Source organism: Actinoplanes awajinensis subsp. mycoplanecinus (assembly GCF_001509495.1).
In the GTDB taxonomy this organism is placed as follows: Bacteria; Actinomycetota; Actinomycetes; order Mycobacteriales; family Micromonosporaceae; genus Actinoplanes; species Actinoplanes palleronii.
On the sequence record NZ_LLZH01000009.1, the window covers coordinates 1 to 18,320 of the forward strand.

Annotated in this window: 18 protein-coding genes; 9 read left to right on the top strand and 9 right to left on the bottom strand. The window is 71.6% G+C overall.

The window, feature by feature from the left end:
* Positions 1-734, bottom strand: a 734-nt coding sequence (locus tag ADL15_RS02880) for an aminoglycoside adenylyltransferase domain-containing protein (protein WP_067684860.1), incomplete at its 3' end; no start/stop codon positions are given.
* Positions 735-1,148: a winged helix-turn-helix transcriptional regulator gene (locus ADL15_RS02885; protein WP_067684862.1), complete on the bottom strand. Its 414-nt coding sequence runs from the start codon at positions 1,146-1,148 to the stop codon at positions 735-737.
* A gap of 67 nt (positions 1,149-1,215) precedes the next feature.
* Between ADL15_RS02885 and ADL15_RS02890 the strand changes: the two genes are divergently transcribed.
* Positions 1,216-2,136 (top strand): alpha/beta hydrolase family protein, encoded by a 921-nt coding sequence (locus ADL15_RS02890; protein ID WP_067684864.1) that lies wholly within the window; start codon positions 1,216-1,218, stop codon positions 2,134-2,136.
* Positions 2,137-2,684: 548 nt separating this feature from the next.
* On the opposite strand, the gene ADL15_RS02895 is transcribed toward ADL15_RS02890, so the two are convergent.
* Positions 2,685-4,568 carry a substrate-binding and GGDEF domain-containing protein gene (locus tag ADL15_RS02895; protein WP_067684866.1) on the bottom strand — a complete coding sequence of 628 codons (1,884 nt, stop codon included), beginning with the start codon at positions 4,566-4,568 and terminating at the stop codon, positions 2,685-2,687.
* A 261-nt stretch (positions 4,569-4,829) separates the two neighbouring features.
* Here ADL15_RS02895 and ADL15_RS02900 point away from each other — a divergent pair, with 261 nt between their 5' ends.
* The 3 genes from ADL15_RS02900 (at position 4,830) to ADL15_RS02910 (ending at position 8,650) form a co-directional block, all read left to right on the top strand.
* Positions 4,830-5,171, top strand: a complete 342-nt coding sequence (locus ADL15_RS02900; protein ID WP_157441122.1) for a hypothetical protein — start codon at positions 4,830-4,832, stop codon at positions 5,169-5,171.
* Between the two features lie 64 nt (positions 5,172-5,235).
* Complete coding sequence (locus tag ADL15_RS02905; RefSeq protein ID WP_067684870.1) at positions 5,236-5,631, top strand: DUF2750 domain-containing protein; 396 nt, start codon at positions 5,236-5,238, stop codon at positions 5,629-5,631.
* 247 nt (positions 5,632-5,878) lie between these two features.
* Positions 5,879-8,650: a M14 family zinc carboxypeptidase gene (locus ADL15_RS02910; protein WP_067684872.1), complete on the top strand. Its 2,772-nt coding sequence runs from the start codon at positions 5,879-5,881 to the stop codon at positions 8,648-8,650.
* Here the strand turns inward: ADL15_RS02910 and ADL15_RS02915 are convergent.
* A complete protein-coding gene (locus ADL15_RS02915) occupies positions 8,601-9,602 on the bottom strand; it encodes a helix-turn-helix transcriptional regulator (RefSeq protein WP_067684873.1) in 1,002 nt (333 codons plus the stop codon). The two genes, ADL15_RS02910 and ADL15_RS02915, sit on opposite strands and share 50 nt — an antisense overlap.
* A 94-nt stretch (positions 9,603-9,696) precedes the next feature.
* Here ADL15_RS02915 and ADL15_RS02920 point away from each other — a divergent pair, with 94 nt between their 5' ends.
* Positions 9,697-10,110, top strand: a complete 414-nt coding sequence (locus tag ADL15_RS02920; protein ID WP_067684875.1) for a DUF1761 domain-containing protein — start codon at positions 9,697-9,699, stop codon at positions 10,108-10,110.
* A gap of 16 nt (positions 10,111-10,126) precedes the next feature.
* Here ADL15_RS02920 and ADL15_RS02925 read toward each other — a convergent pair whose 3' ends face one another.
* A complete protein-coding gene (locus ADL15_RS02925; RefSeq protein ID WP_067684877.1) occupies positions 10,127-11,584 on the bottom strand; it encodes an SMI1/KNR4 family protein in 1,458 nt (485 codons plus the stop codon).
* 227 nt (positions 11,585-11,811) lie between these two features.
* Between ADL15_RS02925 and ADL15_RS02930 the strand changes: the two genes are divergently transcribed.
* A complete protein-coding gene (locus ADL15_RS02930) occupies positions 11,812-12,465 on the top strand; it encodes an HAD family hydrolase (protein WP_067684879.1) in 654 nt (217 codons plus the stop codon).
* A gap of 163 nt (positions 12,466-12,628) precedes the next feature.
* Entirely contained in the window at positions 12,629-12,880 is a 252-nt protein-coding gene (locus ADL15_RS02935; protein WP_067684881.1) for a hypothetical protein, read from the top strand.
* On the opposite strand, the gene ADL15_RS02940 is transcribed toward ADL15_RS02935, so the two are convergent.
* Entirely contained in the window at positions 12,849-13,739 is an 891-nt protein-coding gene (locus ADL15_RS02940) for a helix-turn-helix transcriptional regulator (RefSeq protein WP_067684883.1), read from the bottom strand. The genes ADL15_RS02935 and ADL15_RS02940 overlap by 32 nt on opposite strands.
* Positions 13,740-13,871: 132 nt before the next feature.
* Between ADL15_RS02940 and ADL15_RS02945 the strand changes: the two genes are divergently transcribed.
* Complete coding sequence (locus ADL15_RS02945) at positions 13,872-14,777, top strand: oxidoreductase (protein ID WP_067684887.1); 906 nt, start codon at positions 13,872-13,874, stop codon at positions 14,775-14,777.
* Here the strand turns inward: ADL15_RS02945 and ADL15_RS02950 are convergent.
* The 3 genes from ADL15_RS02950 to ADL15_RS02960 form a co-directional block, all read right to left on the bottom strand.
* Positions 14,764-15,750 carry an SMP-30/gluconolactonase/LRE family protein gene (locus tag ADL15_RS02950; protein WP_067684888.1) on the bottom strand — a complete coding sequence of 329 codons (987 nt, stop codon included), beginning with the start codon at positions 15,748-15,750 and terminating at the stop codon, positions 14,764-14,766. The genes ADL15_RS02945 and ADL15_RS02950 overlap by 14 nt on opposite strands.
* Before the next feature lie 31 nt (positions 15,751-15,781).
* The gene (locus ADL15_RS02955; protein ID WP_067684890.1) at positions 15,782-16,423 is read right to left on the bottom strand and encodes a hypothetical protein; all 642 of its coding nucleotides are present in this window, start codon (positions 16,421-16,423) and stop codon (positions 15,782-15,784) included.
* Positions 16,424-16,546: 123 nt separating this feature from the next.
* Positions 16,547-17,110 (bottom strand): TetR/AcrR family transcriptional regulator, encoded by a 564-nt coding sequence (locus ADL15_RS02960; RefSeq protein ID WP_067684892.1) that lies wholly within the window; start codon positions 17,108-17,110, stop codon positions 16,547-16,549.
* A gap of 84 nt (positions 17,111-17,194) precedes the next feature.
* Between ADL15_RS02960 and ADL15_RS02965 the strand changes: the two genes are divergently transcribed.
* Positions 17,195-18,277, top strand: coding sequence for a saccharopine dehydrogenase family protein (locus tag ADL15_RS02965; RefSeq protein WP_067684894.1), 1,083 nt, complete (start codon positions 17,195-17,197; stop codon positions 18,275-18,277).
* Positions 18,278-18,320 lie beyond the last annotated feature (43 nt).

An 18,320-nucleotide genomic window follows, 5' to 3' on the forward strand; every position in this document is an offset into this window, starting at 1 on the left:
GTCTGGGTCAGGGCGCGGTCGAGGACGGTGGCGATGGCTGATGCGGGGACCGGGACGGACGGCTCACCTTCGTACTGTGAAAGGGCTTGTCTGATCGCGGTCAGTGACGGGTCCTGCTGCAGTGCCCACGCCGCGGCCTCGGTCTTGGCGCAGTGCCGGCCCTCCACGGCGAACCGCCAGATGCGGCAGGCGGTCAGCACCATGAACGCGGCGTGCTCGGTGTCATCGGTCAGCGTCTGCCAGGTGCGCAGCCAGTGCCGGCCGCGATCGACGACCCAGGCGGGCGGCACCGGACCGATCACCTCGTGCGGCGCCGCGCCGCGCAGGGACCGCCCGTCGGCCCGGGCCATCGACAGCTCGGCCAGCAGATCCGGCGCCGCCGCGACCCGCCGCTCGACCTCAACGGTGGTGGGCTGGTCCGGCGGGCCGGGGTAGCGGCCGATGTGCAGTTCCAGTGCGGGCTCACGGACCGGCGCGGCGGCGACCCGCGCGGTCACGACATCCAGGTCGAGGCCTGCCGCATCGCCGAGATCCGCCCGGTGGGCCAACCGTTCGAGCGCGCTGGCCTGCTCGTCGGTCAGGCCGTCGTCGACGACCACCAGCAGGTCGAGGTCGCTGCGGGTGGGGCGGAAAGCGCCCGTGGCCAGCGAGCCGTGCAGGAGCACCGCGCGCACCGCGACGCCGTCGAGCGCGGTGACGGCGTCGGCGAGCGCGGCGGCTGCGGCGATGCTCATCTATGTCACCGGGCGGGGCGGTTCGGCGGCGCGGGCGTCATACGTCGTGCGGGCCGCGATCACCGCGTCGGCGTGTTCACCCGCCCACGCACCGATCGCCTCGAGGATGCCGGTGGCGCTGCGGCCCAGAGCGGTCAGCTCGTAGTCGACCCGGGGCGGGACCGTCGGGAAGACCGTGCGGGTGACCAGGCCGTCGCGCTCCAGCGTCCGCAGGGTCTGGGACAGCATCTTCTGAGTGATCCCGTCCAGCGCGCGGCGCAGCTCGCTGAACCGGCGCGGGCCGTCGAGCAGCGCGCCCATCACCAGCGCGGTCCATTTGCTGGTGAACATCTCGAGAACGACCCGGGGCTTGCACACCCGCAGGAACGCCTCGGCGCCACCGAACTGCCGAAGGTCGGGAAAGTTGGTATCCATCAGGTACCTGGGTACCAAAAAGGTGCCTTCTTCACAAGTGATACCGGCATCCACCAGCATTCTCGTCATGACCACGTCAACAATGTTCCCCGTTCCGACCGTCTCGGTGAAGCCGGTGCTGCTGCCGGCGCCCGGCCGCGGGACGGACCTGCCGGTCAAGATCTCCGCACCGGTGACCGGGAAGGATCTGCCGATCGTCCTGTTGTCGCACGGCTACGGTTCCTCGCTCGACGGGTACGGGCCGCTCGCCGACTTCTGGGCCGCCCACGGCTTCGTGGTGGTCCAGCCCACCCACCTCGACTCGCGCACCGTGGGCCTCGCCCCGGAGGATCCGCGCACCCGGCGGCTCTGGCGGCTGCGGGTCGAGGATCTGACACGCATTCTCGACCGGCTCGACGTGCTGGAAGCCGCGGTGCCGGGTCTGGCCGGCCGGCTCGACCACGGGCGGATCGCGGTGGCCGGGCATTCTTTCGGCGGCCAGAGCGCGGGCATTCTGCTGGGCCTGCGCGTCCTCGACCCGGGGAGCGGGCCGGCGGAAGATCTGTCCGACTCGCGGGTCATGGCCGGGGTGCTGCTGGCGACGGCGGGTCGGGGCGGATCGGATCTGACGCCGTTCGCGGCGGAGAACTTCCCATGGATGAACCCGGATTTCGCGCACATGACCACACCGGCCCTGGTGGTCGCCGGTGACAAGGACGACTTGCCGCTGACGGTGCGGGGTCCGGAGTGGACGACCGACCCGTATTTCCTGAGCCCCGGCAAGAAGAGCCTGCTCACGCTGACCGGCGCGGAACATTCGCTGGGCGGGATCGCCGGGTACGACGCCCGGGAGACGACCGACGAGCACGCCGGTCGGGTGGCGCTCGTGCAGCGGGTGACGCGGGCATACCTGCGGCACACGCTCGGCGTCGAGAGCAGCGGCTGGGCAGCGGTCCAGGATGCCCTTGGCACGGGCGCTGACCCGCTGGGCCATCTCGCATCGAAGTAGGTCGCGGTAGCCGGCGTGCTGCGACCGGCCGGGGCGGTTCCCTCGGGGCGGCCGGCGCACTCATTCAGCCCGCGCCGGGCGGCGGGGGGTTCACGACCAGCACCGAAGGGGCGGCCGGAACCCGCGATCGGAGTTGGCGGGGCGGCCGGAGTCCGCGATCGGCGAATTCGGGGGCGGTAGCGGCACGCGATCGCCGTGTGCGTGCGTTTACCGCCCGCCCAGGGGCGGCAGCAGGACGCAGTCCGGCAATGCGTGCACGGACCCGCCCCTCCTGGGGCTAGGAAGCGCGCGATCAGGCGCGGGCCCGCCTGCCCTCCCGGCCGCAGCGCCCCTCCCGACCCGGCTGGCGCTGGCGGCTGCCTCGACGGCCGGGAGACAGCCGCCAGCGCCAGCCGGGGCACGGGAGCACACGGTGACCCGGCACGACTACCGGCTGGGCACCAGAGGTGCCATCGGCACCTCGAGACACCCCTCACGACCAGCCAAGACACGGAGGCGCGCAGCGGACCGGCGCGGCTGTCGGCTGGGCGTCGGGTGACCGGGGGCGGTCAGCGGTGGCGGGCGGTGGATTTGGCGCGGTACATGGCGGCGTCCGCTTCGCGGAGCAGGTGGTCGGAGTCGATGGTGCCGTTGCCGGAGACGGCTACGCCGATGCTGACCCCTACCTCGACGGTGCGGCCGTCGATGACGGTGGGCATCGAGACGGCCTCCTGGATCCCGGTGCAGACCGCCTGATGGGCGTCCGGGGTGGGCAGGCCGTCGATCAGTACCACGAACTCGTCGCCGCCGAGCCGGGCGACCGTGTCGGTGCGGCGCAGCAGGGCGGTCAGCCGGCGGGCGGTTTCGATCAGCAGCAGGTCGCCGGTGGCGTGGCCGTGGGTGTCGTTGACCGCTTTGAAGCCGTCCAGGTCCAGCAGCAGCACCGCGAACCGGTAGCCGGGTTCGCGGGCGGCGCGCGCCTCGGCCCGGGCCAGCCGGTCCTCCAGCAGCACCCGGTTGGGCAGGCCGGTCAGGTGGTCGCGGAGTGCCGCGGTGCGCAGCCGTTCCTCCTGCTCGCGCAGCGCGGTCATCATCACCTGGTAGTCCAGCGCCGACGCGAGCAGGGCGCCGGAGTGGTTCATCATCTCGCGGCCGGGCGGGGTGGTGGACTGGATCCGGCCGACCGCGGCGAGCATGCCCCAGTCCTTGGCGCGGCTGCGGACCGGCACCGTGAAGACGATGTCACCGGCCGCGCCGTCGGCCAGGTCGAACAGGGCGGCCGGCGGGAAGCGGGACACCGGCAGTTCGGCGTCGGGCGCGCCGAGGTCGATCCGGAACTCGCCGACCAGCCGCAGCCGATCGGCCTCGACGGCCGGGCCCGCGACCCGGCCAGGGCCGACGTCGCCGGGCTGGTCGGAGGTCCAGAGGCCGAGGCAGCCGGCCAGGGCCGGGGTCAGGCCGAGCCAGTCGAGCGCGCGGGCGTCGAGTTGCTGGGTGCCGAGCAGCGCGATGCCCAGTTCGTACTGGATGTTGAGGGTGGCCTGCAGGTATTGGACCTGGCCGAACAGGGAGCGGGTGTCCGGTTCTGACACTGGCAGGCCGGTGCTCGGGCAGCCGCACGAGTCGCGCCGCTGGAAGATCGTCGGGACCTGCCAGGTGCGCGGCGACCCGGCCGGGTCGGCCAGCAGCTCGCCGAACAGCTTGTAGACCGCGGCGCCCACCTCGTCGAGCGGCTGCCGCACGCTGGACAGCGCCGGCCGCAGGTACGCCGCGTCGGCGATGTCGTCGAACCCGACCACCGCGAGGTCCCCGGGCAGGTGGTAGCCGGCCGCGAGGATCCGGCCGATCAGCCCCATCGCGTTACGGTCGGTGCCGAGCACGATCGCGGTGGCCGGCATCCCGGCCCGGATCAGCGTGCCGGCGACCGCCTCCCCGCCGCTCTCGTGGTTGTCGCCGGTGTCGAAGAGCAGTGCAGGGTCGGGGGTCAGGCCGTGCGCGAGCAGTCCCTCGCGATATCCCTCGTGCCGTTCGCGCAGGTCGAAGTGGGCCAGGTAGCCGGCGAACGCGATCCGTTCGTGACCGTGTTCGATCAGGTGGCGCACGGCCTCGCGTACGCCGCTGCGGTTGTCGGCCAGGACCACCGACGCGCCGGTGTCGGCCGCGTCCTGAGCCACCAGGATCACCGGGAGGCCGGCCCGGCGCGCCGCGGCGGCCCAGCCCGGCTCGACCGCGCCGGGCAGCACCACCAGCCCGGACACGTGATCCCAGGCCAGCGGCCGGCGGAACTCGGGCAGCCCGCTGCGGTCGGCGCTGTGCGAGCCCGGGTCGAGGGTCTGCACCGCCATCACCCGGTCGCCGCCGGCCACGGCCGCGGCGTTGATCCCCTCGATGATCGCGCCGTAGTAGTCACCGCCGACGAAGGGGGACAGGATCGCGAAGATGCGGCCACTCACCGGTCCATGATCCCTTGCTCCGGATATCGTGCGACCAGAAAATCCGACCTTTGGCGGATCGGCTGCGGCGGGACCAAAACCCGAGCTGCTGCTGCCGGATGAAACATGAAACGACGCGCTAAACCTCACTATAGAGTGACAACACGCTGGAGTGAGCCGGCCTGCCGTAAGTTGGCGGCGGCTACGCGTCCGCCGTCTTCAGCTGCCCCAGACCCTGGTAGCGCACTCAAATCCGCGCAAGCACTCCAGGGAGAAGAAACCGTGTCCCCCTCCCCTGTCGTCGAGTACGCCGTGCACGGCGTCTGGTCGCACCGCCTGGGTGTGGACGTGGTGGCCGGGCTGCGTGCCCGGTTCGCCGACGCACCGGCCGGCGTCATCATCGACCTGCACGGCATGACCGACGACGACGCCGCGAGCCTCCCGCTGTGGCTGGCCGCCCGCCGGGCCGCCGCCGCCATCCGGCCGACCGTGCCGCTGGCCCTGTGCATGCCGGCCACCACCGTGCTGGAGACCCGGCTGCGGCGGATCGGCGCCGAGCGTCTGCCGATCTTCACCACCATGCCCGAGGCTCGCGCCGCGATGGCCGCGCGGATACCCGCCTGATCCGGCACGCCCCGCCCGGCCTACCATCGCCACGGTACGCAAGCATGGGATTAACGGAGGTCACGTGGCACAGGACGACATCTCGCGCGGTGAGGCGGACCGGCTCCGCAAGCTCGACGACGAGGCCCGGGTGGCCAAGACGTTCGAGGTCATCGCCGCCAAGCGCGCGCTGTGGGTCTGGGGCGACGAGGACGAGACGTTGTTCACCGAGGACGGGAAGCGCAACACCCTGCTGCCGATCTGGCCGTACGCGACGGTGGCCCGGCTGGACAACGAGGGCGAGGTCGACGGCGAGCACGCCATCAAGATCTCGGTCGACGTGTTCCTCAAGGAGTGGCTGCCCCAGCTGGCCGAGGACGACGCGGACATCGCGATCTTCCCGGTCGAGGAGATGCCCGCCGGGGTCGTCACGCTCAGCGACTTCCGCTCGCGGCTGTCGGTCGCGCAGCGCGTGAACTAAGAAGTCGCGCAGCGCGTGAACTAAGAACACGGCGAACGCCGGCTGGAACGGGGTATTTCATCCGATCCGGCCGGCGTTCTTTCGTTCCCGCCACCGGGCCACCCGGCCACAGGCATACTTCCCGGGATAAATGTCAGCATTCGTGGTAGTCGATGGGCAAACCGTGCCACACGTTGACCTTCGTGAATTCGACGCCATAGGCTGCTGATCGTTTCGAGTCATTTCCCGGGAAGGGAACGAGGACACGTTGCGACTTCCGCCGAACCGTCTGGCGGGCGCCCTGGCGCTCGTGCTGATCACCGCCATGACCCCGCTGCTGACCGGCACACCGGCCACCGCGACCCCGCCGCCCACTACCTGCGGCGACGACCCCGCCGCCCGCCTGAGCACCGTACCGGCCCCGGAGGCGTTCCTCGGGTTCCCGCTCGGCGCCGGCCAGCAGCGGGTGGTCACCAACGACGAGATCCAGGGCTATCTGAGCGCGGTGGACCAGGCGTCCGACCGCGTGACCAGCGGCACGATGGGCACCAGCGTGCTCGGCCGGCCGCTGCCGTACGCCGTGGTGACCAGCAGCAGGCAGGCGAAGAAGAGCACCCTTGCCGAGATCGCCGCCGACATCCGTGGCCTGCGGGATCCGCGCTCGCTCAAGGCCGTGAACGCGCGCCGGATCGCCGCCGACAAACCGGCCATCGTCTGGATCGCCGGCAACGTGCACGGCGGCGAGACCAGTGGCGCCGACGCCGCCCTCAAGACCCTCTACGAGCTGGCATCCGGCCTGTCCTGTGCGGTACGCCAGCGCACCGACAACCTGGTCACGGTGATCGTGCCGACCCAGAACCCGGACGGCCGGGACGCGTTGCGCCGGCAGAACGAGTACGGCTTCGACCTGAACCGGGACTGGTTCGCCCGCACCCAGCCGGAGACCGACAGCAAGCTGGAGCTGCTGCGCACGTTCCCGCCACAGGTCTTCATCGACGCGCACGAGATGGGTGGGAAACAGTACTTCTTCCCGCCGAACGCCGACCCGATCCACCACGAGATCGCCGACGAACCGGTCGACTGGATCAACCGGATCGGTGAGGCGAACAAGGCCGGATTCGGCTACAACGGCGCGTGCACGGAGACCGTCACGGACGAGTGCTATTTCAACTACGACACCTACGACCTGTTCTACATGGGTTATGGCGACACCGTTCCGGCGACCGGGTTCGGCGCGGCCGGCATGACGTACGAAAAAGGCAGTGCCTCGACCGTCCAGGACCGGGTGCAGCAGCAGTTCAACACCCAGTGGGCGACCCTCGGGTGGGCCGCGGCCAACAAGCGTGAGGTGCTGACCAGCTACTACAAGATCTGGTCGGACGCGCTCGCCGAGGGCCGGGCCGGCACGCTCGAACCCAACGAGGTGGTCCAGCCGACGAACGAGGTCCAGTTCCCGGTGCCGGACCTGAAGATCAAGTCGTACTTCCTGATGCCGGACCGGCAGCTCGCCGACGTGCGCAAGCTGGTCGAGCGGCTGCGCCGGATGGACGTCGAGGTCTACCGGGTCACGAAGCCGCTGAAGGTGCCCACCGCGCACCTCTTCGGCGGCCGGACCGGTACGAACGTGACAGTGCCGGCCGGCGCGTACTGGATCCCGATGGAGCAGCCGCAGAAGCACTGGATCCAGGCGACCCTGGGCGAGGACCCGTACGTGCCGTTCCCGTACTTCTACGACGTGTCGTCGTGGAGCAACCCGCTGCTGATGGGCATCACCACGATCTACACCGGTGACGCCGTGAAGCCGCGCGCCGAGCGGGTCAAGCGGCTCGAAGGCGGCCGCGACGAGGCGGCCCGGGGCTCGTACTCGTACCGGGCGGACTCGGCGTCGGCGGCCCAGCTGACGTTCCGGCTGCTCGGCCAGGGGGTCCCGGTCCTCGGTGACGACGATCTGGTCCGGGTGCCGGCCACCGCGGTCACGCCGGCCGTCGACAAGCTCGCCCGGTCACTGGGCGTCACCCTGACCGCCAGTCGCCGGGCTGCCACCGGCACGGCGATCACCCTGCCGGACGTCGGGCTGTTCCGCGGCACCGGCATCTCCACCACCTCGGGTTCCTACGGCGAGGCCCGGTACGTGCTGGGCAACCAGTGGGGGCTCACCCTCTCCCCGGTGACGACCGCCGACATCAACGACAACACGGCCGCGTTCACCGGCCGTACGGTCCTGCTGGTGCCGGACGGCAGCAACGCGACGGGTGGGCTCACCGCGGCCGGGCAGGCCAACCTGCGGAACTGGATCGCGCAGGGTCACACGTACGTCGGCCTGCGCAACGAGGGCACCCGCCTGGCCCGGGCGGCCGGCCTGACCTCCACCACCGAGAAGCCGAAACCCGCCGACTACCTGGTGATCGGGTCGCACCTGCGGGTGGACGTGCACGACGACAGCCCGGTCGCGGCGGGCCGGCCGGCCGAGGACTTCCAGTTCAACAACGGCGACCCGGTCCTCACCCCGAGCACCACCGGCGCCAACGTCGTCACGTACCCGGCCGACGACACGTTCTGGTACAACGGCTACACCGTGCACGCCGACGTCCTCAAGGGAACGTCGGTGGTGGTGGACGAACCGACCGGGGCCGGGCGCGCGGTGCTGTTCGCGTTCAACCCGCTGTTCCGCGGCTACAACGAGAACGGGCTGCAACTGGTGGCGAACGCGCTGCTCTACCCGGGTGCGGCACCGGAGGCGCGGCTGGTGGCGCCGAGTGTGGACCCGGCCCGGGCCCGGGCGGCGGACCAGCCGGACCCGCCGAACCTCGGCGGGGAGTGGCGGCCGGGGCGGATCCAGGTGGCGGTGGCTGACCTGGCGCGCACCCAGCAGGTGGTCAGCCGGTACACCGGCACGGCGACGGCCGCGGTGGTCGGCGATTCGGCGTACCTGACCGTTCCGAACCCGGACGGGCTGCCGATCGACGAACACCCGTACCTCAAAGATCTGATCAGTGACCTGCGGGCGGCCTCGATCCCGCTGAGGTCGGTGGTGGGCTGATCGCGGCCCGGGCGGCCCGGCGGGACAACTGCGCGAACGCTGCGCTCAATTCCGCCGGGCCGACCACTGTCAGCTCCGCGTCGTAGCGGGCGAAGGCGGCGGCCAGGCCCGCCCACGACCAGGAGCCCAGCGTGACCCGGCAGCGGTCCGGGCCGGCCTGCTCGACGAGGCCCTCCCGGGTGTAGGTGGCGATGACGGCCGCCGGCCTGTCCACCAGCACGGTGCCCTGGCACGGCCAGCCGCCGTCGGCTTCTTGTGATCCGCGGAACGTGCCGGTGAGATAGGCCGCGACGTCGCCACCGGGCAACGAACGCGGAGCGAAACGCGGCCCGTTCGGGGTGCGCAGGCGGATCCGGTCCACCCGGAACGTCCGCCAGTCCGCGCGGTCGAGATCCCACGCGATCAGATACCAGCGCCCGTCCCGGGTCACCACGTGGTGCGGCTCGGCGCGGCGCGGCGGCCGATCCGCGTCCGCGTCGCCGTAGTCGAACCGCACGACCTCGTGCCCGTGCACCGCCGCACTGAGCGCCAGCAGCACGTCACCGTCGACCGGGGTGCCGGGCCGTTCGACGGCGGTCACCCGCAGCGCGGCGATCCGGTGCCGCAGCCGCGACGGCATCACCTGCCGGATCGTGTGCAGGGCCCGCTCGGCGGCCTCGGCCAGCCCGTTGCCCGGCGTCGTCGCGGCGATCTGCAACGCCACGGTCAGCGCGACGGCCTGCTCGTCGTCGAAGAGCAGCGGCGGCAGGTCGGCGCCCGCGCTCAGCCGGTACCCGCCGTCCGGGCCCTTGATCGCGGCGATCGGATAGCCGAGCTCGCGCAGCCGGTCGACGTCGCGGCGCACCGTGCGCAGGCTGATGTCGAGGCGGTCGGCGAGCAGGGTGCCGGACCAGTCGCGGCGCGTCTGCAACAGCGACAGCAGGGCCAGCAGGCGGGCGGAGGTTTTCGGCATGTCCTGGATTCTGCCCGGAGAAGAGGCCACACCCTGGCACCTACTGCTGCGAATCTTCGTCTCAACAACCCCTTGTGAGTACGGAGTCAGCAACATGTTCGATGTTCTGGGCGATCTGAACTGGTTCGGGATCCTGGCCGGTTTCGTCGCGTTCACCGTGCTCGGCGGCGTGTGGTTCGCGCTGCTGTTCCCCCGCGCCTACAACCTGTCCCTGGGCCGCGACCCCGGCGCCAAGCCGCAAGGCTCGCCGCTGTTCTTCGCCGGCCCGCCCCTGACCAGTCTGATCATCACGATCACCAGCGCGGTCCTGATGGCCGCCCTGCACATCGACACCTACGGCGACGCCCTGCTGTTCGGCCTGATCGTCGGCCTCGGCTACCTGACCGCGAACACGGTCACCATCGCCATCAACCCGAACTTCCTGCGCCCACTGCTCTACGCCGCGATCTCCGGTACCTACAACCTGCTGGGCAGCATCATCGTCAGCGTCCTGCTGCTGGCCGTCTAGCCGCGGTCGGTGACGATCAGCGCCCGCCGGTGATGGTGTGGCAGGTGCCCTCGCGTCCGAAAGCCTGTGCCCAGCGGGCGGTGTCCCCCAGTCCGGCAGAGCCGCCCAGCCCGGCAGCAGCCAATTGGGCCGGTTGCCGGCCTGCGGCCAGCACATTCGTCCATTGGCGACCGTTGAGTGTCAACACGCGCAGCGCGGGGAACGTGGCGAGCACCTCGATGTCCGACACCGCCGCCTCGGACAGGTCGAGACGGGCCAGGTTCGGCAGGGCGGCCAGATGGGCGACCGGCGCGGGCTCGTCATTGCCGGCCAAGGTGAGGTCGATGACGGTGGGAGGCAGCCCGGTGAGTACCCACCGGGCGGCCTCCACGCTCAGGCGCTCGACCGGCGAATGAGCGGGTAGATCGATGTCGGCCAGAGGGACCTTTCCCCGTACGACCAAGGACCGGAGGTTGGTGAAGGGTGCGAAGTCGCCGAAGCGGACCGGGGCTTGCGTATGAAGCACGATTCCTTGGGCCGATGTCGGCAGGGCGGCGATGCTGTCCACCCTGATCTCGGGGTCCGCTGGTGAGGGGCGCTCGTCGTCAAGGGTCGCGATGGCGCGGCGGAGCAGGTCGGTGACCGAGGTGGTTACGTACTCGACCGGTGCCCACACGTCTCTTCCGTGCGTGACCACCTGACCGACGCGGCCCAGCGGTCCCGGATCGAGGTCGACGGCCGCGAAATTCGAGCCGTAGTCGCGGGCGAACGTGATCCAGCCGTTGCTCGATGACACCCGCCGCACATGCCCGACCGGCTCACAGTCGAAGATCACCGCGCGGTCGAACGGGCCGTCGTGGTATCCGGGATAGTTCTGCCGGTTCCACTCGACGAGGGCCGCCAGGGACACGAGAACGAACGGGTCGAGCAGGCCCGACTCGCCGTGGTCGTCGTGGACCAACCGGTAGAGGGCCCGCAGATCCTCCGGCAGCCGTACGCCGAGGTGTTGTTCGGCGGCCAGGATCTCTTCCTCGGTATGGCCGGGCGCGTACCCGTGCGGATGATGGCGTGCGACGAATTCACCGACCAACCGCTCGACCTCGGCCAGCACGACCGGATCGGTGACGCCGACGTCGCTGGTGCCGGGTTCGCGGACCGGCGGCCGTTCATGCCCGGGTAGGCGGTAGTCCTCGTCGAGAACGATCCGGGCCGGCAGCGACGGCGCGTCCCGCGACCAGTGGATCGTGTACGCCCCACCCGGATCACCGATCATTTCGACGACCAGACCACGGCCGGCAACTTCGGCGAGCGCCGTCATGGCATTGTCGAGATCCAGGTTCTTCCAACGGCCCACCAGCGCAGGCTCACCCGCCTGGGTGTAGGTCTGGCTCCGACTGCCATGCGCGTGCACGCTGATCAGTTGATAGCCCGGCTCCCGCAGGCCCGCCACGAACGCCGTGCCCAGCTGGTGAAGAACATCGTCGATCTCGCTCACGTCGGGATTGTGTCAGCCCGCGGTCCGGTGCGAGGCAGTGGCCGGCTTCCGGTCGTCGGCTGGTGCTCAGGGGTGCCTCGAAGGGCTTGAGGCACCCCTGAGCACCAGCCCGAACGTCTCGATGGTCATCGTGGTGAGCCGACCCCCAGCCGCGGGTGCGCCGAGCGGCGAAGGCACTCACGCCGAAAATTTTTACGAGCCACCGCAACCGCACTAGGCTCACCGCCATGTATCGCGCGGTGCTCCTCGACGTCTACGGCACGCTGGTGCACGACGACGAGGCCGAGGTCTCCGCGGTCGCCGCGCGGGTGGCCGGGCTGGCCGGGGTGGAGCCGGGCGTCGTCGAGCGGGAGTGGGGCACGCGCATCTGGGCGATGGCCGACACCGCGCACGGTGACGGTTTCCGCAGCCTGGCCGACCTCACTACCGCGAGCCTGACCCAGACCGCGGAGCATTTCGGCGTAGAAATCGACGCCGCGCAGGTCACCCGGGAGCAGACGGCGTTCTGGCGCACCACCCCACTGTTCGCCGACGCCCTCCCGTTCCTGGCCGCCGTGCCGGTGCCGGTGTGCCTGGTCTCCGACGCCGACCGCGGCGACCTGGACGCCGTCCTGCACCGGCACGGCATCACCGTGGCCGGCGTGGTGACCAGCGAGGACGCCCGCGCCTACAAGCCCCGCCCGGAACCGTTCCGGCTGGCGCTGCGACAGCTCGGCCTCGCCGCCACCGACGTGATCCACGTCGGCGACTCGGTGACCAGCGACATCGGCGGAGCGGCCGCGCTGGGCATCGCCTCCGCGCACCTGGACCGCTCCGGAAGCCGCACCACCACGCACTCTCTCGCCACGCTGACCGACCTTCTCCCGCTGCTCGCCGCCTGACGACTACTGCAGTGGTAGTTGCGGTGGCTGCTGTCGGTGGACGACACCGGCCGGCGATTTCGGCACGCTTTTGAGCAGGCCCGAAAAGTCAGCGAGGGAAGGAACGACGTCTCGGCCTACCTGAAGGCCGGGTACGTCCACGTGCACCCGGGCCTGCGCGGCAATGACCGACGCCAGCGGCAAGACGATCAGTGACGCGGTCAAGGCCTCCAACACCGCGAAGGTGACCAGCCTGGCCGGCTTCGCCAAGAGCCGGAAGCCGCCGACCAAGGCGGTCGGCGCGTTCGACGGCCCGGACCGGACCGTCGACGAGAACGTGGTGTTCGGCAGCGGCACCGTCTGGGGCCTGGGCCACACGATGGCCGAGGCCACCGCGGACTTCATCACCTGGGTGACCGAGACGTTCGCGAAGTGACCGGTGCCGCCGAGCGGGTCGCGTGCAGGGAGGCGAGCAGCTGCAGGCGGTCCGCGTCGGCGGAGCCCGGCTCGGTGGTGAAGACCAGCATGACCGGGCCCGGATTGCCGGGCAGCGGATAGGTGTCCCAGTCCAGGGTGATGTCGCCGGCCTCCGGGATCCGGAAGGTCTTGGTGCCGCTGACCGACACCCGCACGTCGTGCCGGGCCCACAGCCGGCGGAACTCGGCGCTGCGGATGCTCAGCTCACCGACGATCGCGGTGGCCCGCGGGTGGGTGGGGTCGGCGGCGACGGCGGCGCGCATCAGGCCGATGTAGTCCAGGGCCTGACCCTCCCAGTCCGGGCAGGTCCGCTCGGCGGTGCGGGTGTCGTCGAAGAGCAGCAGGAGCATGTTGAGCCGGTCGGCCGGGTAGTCCCGCGGGTCGCCGAGCAGGGCCTCCGCCATCGGGTTCCAGGCGAGCAGGTCGAGGTGCCGGCCGAGCACGACCGCCGGGGTGTCCATCACCCGCAGCAGCCGCCGGGTGCTGGCCGGGACGTGCTCCGGGCCGCGCTCCGGGCGCTCGGGCATCGGCCGGCGGGCCGCGTGGGCCAGCGCGAACAGGTGCCGCCGCTCGTCGTCGTCGAGGACGAGCGCGCCGGCCAGGGCGTCCAGCACGTCGTCCGACGGGCGCACCTCCCGGCCCTGTTCCATCCTTTGGTAGTAATCGGTGCTCAGGCCGGCCAGCAGGGCCAGCTCCTCGCGGCGCAGCCCGGTCACCTTGCGCCGGCCGCCCGGCTCCAGGCCGACGTCGCGCGGGCTGAGCCGGCTGCGCCGGGCGCGCAGGAAATCGCCGAGCTCACGGGCGTACGGATGGGTCATGCCGCAAGTGTGCGGCCTGCCCGGACCGGCACGGTAGGTCTCGCAGACCTAGGCAACGAAGTACGACCGAACCCGCTCCCGCAGCTCCTAACGTCGTCGGCACACCCGCACCGACGCACCCTGGAGCAGCAGATGACCGGATGGACCGCCGACCGCATCCCCGACCAGCACGGCCGGGTCGCCGTGGTGACCGGTGCCAACTCGGGCCTCGGCCTGGTCACCGCGACCGAGCTGGCCCGCCGCGGCGCCCGCGTGGTGCTCGCCGTGCGCAACACCGCCGCCGGGCAGGAGGCCGCCCGGCGGATCGGCGGGGACGTCGAGGTCCGCGAGCTGGACCTGGCGTCTCTCGCCTCGGTACGGGCGTTCGCCGCGACGCTGACCGCCGACCACCCGGCGATCGACCTGCTGATCAACAACGCCGGGCTGGTGCTGCTCGGGCCGCGCCGGGTCACCGCCGACGGCTTCGAGCTGCACCTCGGCACGAACATGCTCGGCCACTTCGCGCTGACCGGCCTGCTGCTGGACGCGCTGGCCGCCACGCCGCGACCGCGGGTGGTCAGTCTCAGCTCGATCACCCACAAGGGCGCGCACCTGGACTTCGACGACCTGATGACCGAACGCGACTACAAGCCCTCCCCCGCGTACGGCCGGTCGAAGCTGGCCACCACGGTCTTCGGTCTGGAGCTGGACCGCCGGCTGCGCGCTACCGGCTCGCCTATCGTCAGCACCCTCGCGCACCCCGGGCTGACCCGCACGAACCTGACGCCGCGCGCCTGGGAGCACAAGGGCCGGCTCGGGCGGGCGATCGCGACGGTCGGGCTGCTGGCCACCCAGTCGGTCAAGCAGGGCACGCTGCCGCAGTTGCGCGCCGCGACCGACCCGGACGTGCGCGGCGGCCAGTTCTTCGGCCCGGCCGGGCTCGGCGAGACGCGGGGCCGGGTCACCGAGGCGAAGCTGAGCCGGGAGGCCGCCGACCCGGCCGTCGGCAAACGCCTCTGGGCCGCCGCGCAGGAGCTGACCGGGGTCAGTTACCTCTGACCAGTACGGCGATGTCATTTTCGGTCAGGCTGCCGAGCACCACGACACCGTCGTGTTCGGCGACCGAGGTGACGAACCCGTACGAGCCGTCGGCGACCCGCAGGTCGTGGACCCGGCTGCCGTCCAGGTCGAAGGCCATCACCCAGGCGATCGGCACCGGCCGGGGGCGCAGCGCGGCGGGCAGGTTCCAGACCAGCAGGCGCAGGAACCCGGGCAGCGGCAGCAGCCGGTCGAGCAGGGTGTTGCGGGGCGCCGCGATCGCCACCCAGACCAGCCCGTCACTGCCGAGCCACATGTTGTCCGGGAAGCCGGGCAGGTTGCCGACCAGGGTCTCGGTGTCGCCGGCCCGGGAACCGGTCAGCCAGTGCCGTTGCACGCGATAGCCGGTGGTCTCCGCGACCAGCAGGTACGACTCGTCCGGCGCCAGCACCAGCCCGTTGGCGAACTTCAACCCGCTCAGCACGGTGGTGACCGCGCCGTCCGGGTCCCGGCGCAGCAGCCGGCCGGTGTTCGAATGCTCGAAGACGTCGCCGAGGTGCTGGTCGAGGTGCCACTGCGCGGTCGAGGTGGTGAACCAGATCGTGCCGTCGAGCCCCTGGACCACGTTGCTGGCGAAGGTGAGCGGCTCACCGTCCACGGTGTCCACGAGCACCTCGACCGTGCCGTCCGGCCGCACCTCGAGGAGGCCGCGATCGTGGTCGCAGACCAGGACCCCGCCGTCGGCCCGCGGGTGCAGTCCGAGCGGGCGGCCGCCGGTCTCGGCCAGCACGGTGCGGTCACCGGTGGCCGGGTCGATCCGGACGATGCGCCCGTCCGCCGTACCCGTGATGATCTGGCCCTGGTCGTCGAAGACGACGTCTTCCGGGCCGTGCCCGCCGGTCGGCAACCGCCGCACCGCCAGCGGTCCGGTCGGTCCTGGATCGGTGACGGCGGGCGGGCTCCAGCGACGCGGATGGATCAGGCGGCGGGTCATGCCATCGAGTCTTCCCTATCCCGGCCGGGGATCAGGTGGTGGCGATCTCGTTGGCCTTCGCCCGCACGGTCAGTTTCTTGGTCGTGGTGCCGTCCGGGCCGGTCGCGGTGAGCAGGTAGGTGTGTGTCGCGTAGCTGCCCGGCTCGGCGTCGCCGCACGGGAAGTTCAGGCTGACCGAGTCCTTGGTGCCGTACGTGTCGTAGATGCCGGGGCCGTCGACCGAGATCGTGGTGGACTCGGCGTGGCTGACCTTCCACTCCAGGACCACCGGGTCGCCCTCGTACTTGACCTGATCGGTTCCGGACGGGCAGGACGGCTTCGACGCGACCCGGAAGTAGGAGATCGACGGGCCGGTCGGCGCCTCGGGCGACGGCGAGCTCGAGGTGGACGTCTTGTGGGTGGAGATCACCTTCGGGGTGTGCGAGCCGGTCGACGGCTCCGACGACTCCGACGACTGCGGGTCGGCCAGGTCGGAGGACTCGACGGACGGTTCAGCGGCCGGGGCAGAGGCGTCGGTCGAGGTGGCGGGGGCCGGGAGTGAGCCGGTGCCGGTGACGCGTTTGTGGGAAAGGGCGTATCCGGCCGCCACGGCGAGGATCACCAGGGCGAGCAGAACCGTGATGAACCAGCGGCGTCGCGCCGCAGCCGATGACGTGGCGTCCTGAGCCGACACGAGTGTCCTCCCTGATGGGGCGGTATCTTTCGGCGAACTGTACGAGCGCCGATCACCCCGCGGTACCACCGTCCGGCCGTCCTGGCACGAAGCCGGTACCGCACCTCAGCACGACGGGCGTTGTCAGGGCGGGCTCAACTCCGCGCGGAGCGCCTCCAGACAATCCTCGATGATGGCGGCGAGCGGGCGATCGTCGTCAAGCCACTGCGCGACCGCGACGAACAGCAGCGTCACAGTGGACTCGGCGATCAGCGCCGCGCGGGTGCCGTCGAGCCCCCGCGCCACGAACCCGGCCCGGATCGCCTCGGCGAGCGCGGCCCGTTTGCGCAGCTCCCGCTCCTGCAGCCCTTCGTCGGTGCCGACGATCTCGCGGCGGGCCCGCACCGCGGCCTTGCGCGGCTCGAACCGGGTCTCGGCCACGGCCCGCAGACCGTCGAGAACGATCGTCAGGGGCGCCGCGCCGGCCGGTGCCTGGGCCAGGAACGCCGCGGCCATGGCCGGCACTTCGGCGTCGCCGGCGAAGAGCACTTCCCGCTTGTCGGCGAAGTGCCGGAAGAACGTCCGCGTGGTCAGCCCGGCCCGGGCGGTGATCTCCGGAACCGTCGTCGCGGCGAAGCCCTGCTCGGCGAAGAGCTCGAGTGCTGCCTGCTGCAAGCGTTCCCGGGCGTCCGGTTGCCATCGCGCCATGACACCAGACTAGTGATGACACGTAGTGTCGTCACGAGCTATGGTGATGACACGACGTGTCATTACAGAAGGTGAGTCTCAGCGATGGCTGAAGTGTGGATTCTGGGCGGCACCGGCCGCAGCGGGCGGGCGATCGCCACGGCGTTGCGGGCCCGGGGCATCCGCCCGACGCTCGTCGGCCGGGACGGCGCCCGCCTGACCGCGGTGGCCGAGGGCGACCGCACGGTGGTGGCCGCCTCGATCGCGGCGATGGCCGGCGAGATCTCCCGGCAGCGACCGGCCGTGGTGATCAACACGGTCGGGCCGTTCGCCGCGACCGCCGAGCCGATCATCCGGGCCGGCCTGCCGGCGAGCCACTACGTCGACCTGGCGAACGACCTGTCCGCGTTCACCACGACCCTCGGGCTGCACGACGCGGTCGCGGCCGCCGGGCGCACCGTGGTGACCGGCGCCGGGTTCGGCGTCGCGGCGACCGAGAGCGTCGTGGTGAAACTGTGCGAGGGCCGGCCCGCACCGCGCCGCGTCCGGGTGGACGCGGTGGCCTCGCTCGCCATGGAGGCCGGCGCGTTCGGCGAGGCCCTGGCCGCCAGCATCCTGGACGGCATCCCGGGCGTGGCCGGCGGTGGCCGCTTCCAGGGCCGCCGCTACCGGGGCGGACGGCTCGTTCCGGACCGGATCGGCGGCGACGCCCGGGAGCTGACCCTGCCCGGCGGCGGTGGGACAGCGACCGCCGCGAGCATCCCGCTCGGCGAGCTGATGGCGGCCCAGCGGGCCAGCGGCGCGCCGGACGTGCAGGCCGCGTCGGGCGAGGCGCCGTCGTCGCCGGTCGCCCGGGCGGCCATGGCGGCCCTGCTGCCGGTGCTGGCGATCGGCCCGGTCCGGGAGTTCGCGAAACGGCGCCTGGCCGCCGTGCAGATCACGGCCCGGCCGCGTCCGCGCCAGCACTCCTGGGGACACGCGGTGATCGACTGGCCGGACGGCACCACCCGCGAGGGCTGGCTGCGGCTGGGCGACGCCCAGGAGTGGACCGGCGTCGTGCCGGCCGAGGTGTGCCGGCGGCTGCTCGCCGGCGAGGGCCGGCCCGGCGCCTTCACCCCGGCCGCCCTGTTCGGCTCGGAGCTGGCCGAGTCCTGCGGTGCGGAATATCTGCTGGTGGCGGACCGATAGGTCGCACAAATAGCGGACCGCCCGTTCTGTCACGGCCGCGCCG

Coding starts and splice junctions, on each gene's coding strand:
- ADL15_RS02940 (WP_067684883.1), bottom strand. CDS start 13,739: ATGACCCATCCGTACGCCCGTGAGCTCGGCGATTTCCTGCGCGCCCGG.
- ADL15_RS02945 (WP_067684887.1), top strand. CDS start 13,872: ATGACCGGATGGACCGCCGACCGCATCCCCGACCAGCACGGCCGGGTC.
- ADL15_RS02950 (WP_067684888.1), bottom strand. CDS start 15,750: ATGACCCGCCGCCTGATCCATCCGCGTCGCTGGAGCCCGCCCGCCGTC.
- ADL15_RS02965 (WP_067684894.1), top strand. CDS start 17,195: ATGGCTGAAGTGTGGATTCTGGGCGGCACCGGCCGCAGCGGGCGGGCG.
- ADL15_RS02935 (WP_067684881.1), top strand. CDS start 12,629: ATGACCGACGCCAGCGGCAAGACGATCAGTGACGCGGTCAAGGCCTCC.
- ADL15_RS02885 (WP_067684862.1), bottom strand. CDS start 1,148: ATGGATACCAACTTTCCCGACCTTCGGCAGTTCGGTGGCGCCGAGGCG.
- ADL15_RS02890 (WP_067684864.1), top strand. CDS start 1,216: ATGACCACGTCAACAATGTTCCCCGTTCCGACCGTCTCGGTGAAGCCG.
- ADL15_RS02930 (WP_067684879.1), top strand. CDS start 11,812: ATGTATCGCGCGGTGCTCCTCGACGTCTACGGCACGCTGGTGCACGAC.
- ADL15_RS02920 (WP_067684875.1), top strand. CDS start 9,697: ATGTTCGATGTTCTGGGCGATCTGAACTGGTTCGGGATCCTGGCCGGT.
- ADL15_RS02960 (WP_067684892.1), bottom strand. CDS start 17,110: ATGGCGCGATGGCAACCGGACGCCCGGGAACGCTTGCAGCAGGCAGCA.
- ADL15_RS02915 (WP_067684873.1), bottom strand. CDS start 9,602: ATGCCGAAAACCTCCGCCCGCCTGCTGGCCCTGCTGTCGCTGTTGCAG.